The sequence below is a fragment of the Streptomyces sp. NPDC059456 genome, assembly GCF_042750055.1.
Taxonomy (GTDB): domain Bacteria; phylum Actinomycetota; class Actinomycetes; order Streptomycetales; family Streptomycetaceae; genus Streptomyces.
This window is the reverse complement of the sequence record NZ_JBHYVA010000631.1, coordinates 1-5,021: the sequence shown is the minus strand read 5'-3', so window position 1 is coordinate 5,021 and position 5,021 is coordinate 1. Positions and strand designations below refer to the sequence as shown.

Here is a 5,021-nt window from a genome sequence, read left to right as displayed (position 1 = left end):
CGCCCCCGCCCCCACCCCCCCGGCCCGCCCCGCCGGCGCCGCGTCCAGGGGCGAGCCCCGGGCGGTCCGGCCGGCCCGTCCCGCGCCAGGAGTGCGGATCCCGCCCCCGCCCCCGCCCCGCCCCCGCCCCCTCAGCTGCCGAGCCTCCCTGACCCCGGCCCGGCTGCCGGTGGCGCGGCCGGGATTCCGTCCGGGCGGTGTCGTGCCCAGTCCTCCGCCGCCTCCGTTTGTGCGGCCAGGCTCAGGAGCAGCGGCTCCGCTCCCTCCGGTCCCAGGAGTTGGGCTCCCATCGGGAGGCCCGTCGTCGTGAATCCCGCCGGGATGTTCACCCCCGGCCAGCCCAGGACGTTCCACGTCCAGGCGTACGGGCACGCCGCGATCATCGCCCGGTCCGTGGCCATCGCGCCGAGCCCCGCCAGGGCGCCGATGCGCAGGGGTGGCGTGGCCGTCGTCGGGGTCAGGACCACGTCGAACCGGTCGAAGATCTCGCCCACCCGCCGCCGCAGCAGCCCCTCCGCCCGGCGGGACACCCGCAGCGGGAGGCCGCCCAGGATGCGGCCCGTGCGCATCGCCTCGTGCGTGCGCGGGTCCAGCAGGGCGGGGTCCGGCACCCGGGACGCCCAGTCCCGGACGCCTCGGGTCGCGCGGGGGACGAAGGTCAGGCCGATCTGTCCGTAGCGCGGGTCCTGCGGGACCACTTCGTGGCCCAGGGACTCCAGTCGCCCGGCGAGTCGCTCCACCGCCGAACGGACCTCCGGGTCGAGGGACTTCGGCGTTGCCGTGAACGCCATCCCGAACGACAGGGCGATGCGCAGCCGGCGCGGGGTGCGGCGGGTGGCGTCGAACGCCGAGACGGGGGCCGGGTGGTGGCGGTCCCCGGGGTGCTGGCCGCTCGCGGCGTCGAGCAGGAGCGCCGCGTCGGCGACCGTGCGGGCGAGTACGCCGTTGACCGTCAGCCCGTGGAACGATTCCGGCTCGGGCCAGGTGGAGATGCGCCCGCGCTGCGGTTTGACGCCCACCAGGTGGGTCCAGGCCGCGGGGATCCGTACCGAACCCGCCCCGTCGGACCCGAGGGCCGCCGGGACCAGTCCCGCGGCCACGGCCGCCGCCGAGCCGCCGGAGGAACCGCCGGGCGTGTACGCCGGGTTCCACGGGTTGCGGGTGTCGCCGAACGCCGGGCCCTCGGTGAACGGCCATTGGCCCAGCTCCGGCGTCTGGGTCTTGCCGACGATGATCGCGCCGGCGGCGCGCAGCCTCCGTACGGCCTCGCTGTCGGCGGGCTTCGGCGGGAACCGGCCGGCGCAGCCGAACGCGGTCGGTTCCCCGGCGACGTCCATGTCGTCCTTGACGGCGACGGGCACGCCGAGCAGCGGGAGCCGTTCTCCTGCGGCCAGGCGCCGGTCGGCCGCGTCCGCCTCGGCGAGCGCGGCCTCGGTGCGGACGATCCGGAAGGCGTTGAGCCCGGGCTGCGCGGCCGCGATCCGCGCCAGCGCCTCCTCGGTCAACCGGCGTGAGCTGACGCCCCCTTCGGCGAGCGCCCGCGCCGTGTCCACCAGGCCGCCGCAGGCGGACGGGACGGTTGAAGACTGCGTACCTGACGTCACCGACATCGGACCTCCCCGTTACCGCTCGGTAGGACCGAAGGTAACGGGGAGGGCCCGAGGGTGGCTAGAGCGGTTCGATCCAGCCCTCCAGCGAGGCCATGAACCCGTCGAAGTCGTCGCGGTGGACGGTGTGTCCGGCGCCGGCTACGGGGCGGACCGCGAAACCGCGCGCTTCGAGGAGCGCCGCCCGCTCGGGCGAGATGAGGAAGCTCGGGTCGGCGAGCTGGACGAGCGAGGGGACCACCGGCGCCGCCGGCAGCAGGTCCGCGCCCGACAGGGAGGCCAGGCTGAGTGCCGTCGCCTCGTCCCACACGGCCAGCGTCTGCAGCTCGATGTCGACGTCCGCCTCCTCCCAGCGCGGGTTCATCGCCCGTATCTGCTCCTTGGGCGCGGACTTGAACTGCGTGAACAGCTCCGGACCGAGCCCTTCGGCCGGACTGGCCAGATGCCAGGCCGGGTCGGAGAACACCGCCCGCTTCGGCTTCAGCCGGTCCACGGCGAGGGAGAGGGCCAGCCCGCCCAGGGAGTGCCCGATGGCGAGGTCGGCGCCCGTCGGCAGGCTTTCGGCCAGGTCGTCCGCGAACAGCTCCGGGCGGTAGGCGCCGCGCCCGCTGGCGCCGTGGCCGCGCAGGTCCACGGCGATGACGCGGTAGCCGCGCCCGGCGAGTGCGGGCCCCACCCGGCGCCAGGTCCGGTGGTCGGCCATCATGCCGTGGACCAGGAGCGCGGTGCGGTCGCCCTCGCCCCAGGTGTGGGTGTGCAGCTGCACGGTGTTGCCTTTCTGCAGGGTGGTGCCGGGTACGGGGGTGGGTGGATCGGGGGAAGCGGCGGCGGCCGCCCGCGCTCAGCGCACGCTGCGGATCGGCTTCACCGCCAGGGCGCCCGCCACCGCCAGGACGGCCGCGACGACGAACAGGGCGGTGTAGCCGCCGCTCAGCGAGACGATCACCGAGGCGATGAACGGCGCGATGATCTGCGGCCCCGCGTTCGCGATGTTGAGCACGCCCATGTCGCGGGCCGCGTCCTCCGCCTTCGGGAGCACCATCGTCACGAGCGCCGTGTCGACGGCCATGTAGCAGCCGAAGGCCAGCCCGTTGACGGCCGCGAAGGCCAGCATGGCCGGCCAGCTCGCCGACGCGGCCGGGATCACGAGCGCGACGGCCGACAGCAGCGCGGAGGCGCCGACGAACAGCTTGCGGCGGTCGAGCCGGTCGGACAGGTAGCCGCCGAGGACCGTCGAGACGACCATTGCGACGCTGGTCAGCGGCATCAGGACCGCCACCGCGGACTCCGGCTCCATGCCGTCGGGCAGCACGGTGTGGTCCTGGAGGATGTACAGCTGGTACCCGCTGACGGCGAAGTACCCGAGGACGAGCAGTGCCCGCCCGATGAAGGCCCACCGGAAGTCGTGGTCGCGCAGGGCTCCGGTGAACGCGGCGAGCTGCTCCGCGACGGGCATCGGGGCGCGTGCCGGGAGCCGTTCCTCGCGGGTGCAGGTGGTGAACAGGACCGCGGCGCCCGCCACGATCGCGCCGAACGCGAGGTATCCGGTGCGGTAGTCCTCGGAGAACGCCGCGCCGAGCAGGGCGCCGAGGGTGGAGCCGAAGGGCAGGCCGAGACCTACGGCCGCGGAGGCCTTTCCGCGGGCGGACCCGGGGACCCGGTCGGGGACGACCGAGGTGAGGGCGGCCTGGTAGACGTTCATGACGGCCTGGCCGAGGCACCAGGCGATCGTGATCAGCAGGATCGTGTCGGCGCCGCCGAGCAGGAACATGGCCGGCACTGCGGCGAGCCCGCCGCCCAGGATCCAGGGATTGCGCCGGCCGCTGCGGTCGGACAGGGCCCCGGCCACCGGGTTGAAGATCGTGGCGAAGATCGCGGAGACCCCCGCGATCAGGCCGAAGTTGGAGACTTTGTCCGCCGGGTCGACGTGTTCGACCTGGAGGGCGAGCAGGACGCCGCCGACGCCGATGTAGAGCGTGTACATCGCGCTGTTGCCGACCAGCAGCAACGGGAACAGGCCGCGTCCGGGACCGCGCGCGGTGGTGGTGGTGCCGGCTGCGGCGGACGCGTCGTCGGGGGTGGCTCCGGCGGTGCCGGTGCCGGAGGAGGAAAGGGCCACGGTGCCCTCCTGGGCGGGTTCTTCGTGCGGCTGAGGGTGGGGTGGGGTGCGGGAGGCGGCGCGGGGAGGTGCCGGTGCGGGGCCTGGAGCGGCGCCGGGAGAGGGGCGGGAGGAGGGGCGGGAGGTGCGCGGAAGGGTGCGCGCCGCCCCGTCGCCTCGGCGGGGGTTCGACGGAACGCGACGGGGCGGCGGCACGTCGGGACACGGTCCGACACGCGCTGCGGCGCCCCCGGGGCGCGGGATGTGGCGCCTGGGTTACACGTGTCAATGAATCGTGTAACCACTGTGTAGCATCCGTTTCCGGCCATCCGCTAGCCCCCGGACGTGATCGGTCTGGAAAGATGCCACGGCAATGTCACAGTCATCGAAAGCGCCGAAGCCGTCGGCCCCGGCCCCCACGCGTTCCCCCGCGACGCCCTCCGGCACCGCTCCCGCGGCCGCCCCCGTGCCGACCAGCGCCGACGTGGCCCGGCTCGCCGGTGTGTCGCGCGCGACGGTCTCGTACGTCCTGAACAACGCGGAAGCCGTACGCATCAGCGAACCGACCCGCCGCAAGGTCCGCCAGGCCGCCGAGGAACTCGGGTACGTGCCGCACGCCGCCGCCCGCAGCCTGCGCGCCGGGCACACGCGGATCGTGCTGCTGCCCACCTCGCACGTGCCGATCGGCCCGCTCTACAGCGCGTTCCTCAACGAGCTCCAGTGGTCCCTGCGCCGCCTCGACTACACCGTGGTCCAGTACGGCAGCCTCGGCCTCAGCGGCGACGAGGCCGCCCGGGCCTGGGCGGAGCTGCGCCCGGTCGCGGTGATCTCCCTCGGCGAGATCTCCCTGTCCGCGCACAACGTGGCCACGCTCAAGCGGGCCGGCGCCCGTGCGGTGATAACGATGGGCCCGGCCGGGGTCCCCGGGGCGCACTCCCTGGTCATGGACCAGAGCGAGGTCGGCGTCCGGGCCGCCGCCCACCTCGTCGAGCGGGGGCACCGGCGGATCGGCGTCGTCGTCCCGCAGGAGGAGGGGCTGGGGCTCTTCTCCACCCCCCGGCTGGAGGGCGCCCGCTCGGTCGCGGACGCCGTGGTCGAACCGCTCCCGATGGCCGACTCGGAGGAGTCGGCCGCCGCCCTCGCCGCCCGCTGGCGCTCCCTCGGTCTGGACGCGGTGTTCGCGTACAACGACGAGTACGCGATGCTGCTGATGCGGGCCCTGATGGACGAGGGGCTGCGCGTCCCCGAGGACGTCGCGGTCATGGGCGCGGACGACCTGCTCATCGGCAGGCTGCTGCGGCCGCGGCTGAGCACGG

The 5,021-nt window shown here is 74.7% G+C and carries 4 protein-coding genes; 1 reads left to right on the top strand and 3 read right to left on the bottom strand.

Annotated features, from left to right (window positions below; translation table 11 throughout):
- Window positions 1–131: 131 nt before the first annotated feature.
- From ACFXA3_RS35155 to ACFXA3_RS35145, 3 genes are all read right to left on the bottom strand, one after another.
- Window positions 132–1,610 (bottom strand): amidase, encoded by a 1,479-nt coding sequence (locus ACFXA3_RS35155; RefSeq protein ID WP_385193854.1) that lies wholly within the window; start codon window positions 1,608–1,610, stop codon window positions 132–134.
- Window positions 1,611–1,668: 58 nt separating this feature from the next.
- The gene (locus ACFXA3_RS35150; protein WP_385193851.1) at window positions 1,669–2,373 is read right to left on the bottom strand and encodes an alpha/beta fold hydrolase; all 705 of its coding nucleotides are present in this window, start codon (window positions 2,371–2,373) and stop codon (window positions 1,669–1,671) included.
- 75 nt (window positions 2,374–2,448) lie between these two features.
- The gene (locus ACFXA3_RS35145) at window positions 2,449–3,726 is read right to left on the bottom strand and encodes an MFS transporter (protein WP_385193849.1); all 1,278 of its coding nucleotides are present in this window, start codon (window positions 3,724–3,726) and stop codon (window positions 2,449–2,451) included.
- 352 nt (window positions 3,727–4,078) lie between these two features.
- On the opposite strand from ACFXA3_RS35145, the gene ACFXA3_RS35140 reads away from it, so the two are divergent.
- Window positions 4,079–5,021 (top strand): LacI family DNA-binding transcriptional regulator (locus ACFXA3_RS35140; protein WP_385193847.1); only part of this gene is annotated, 943 nt, incomplete at its 3' end.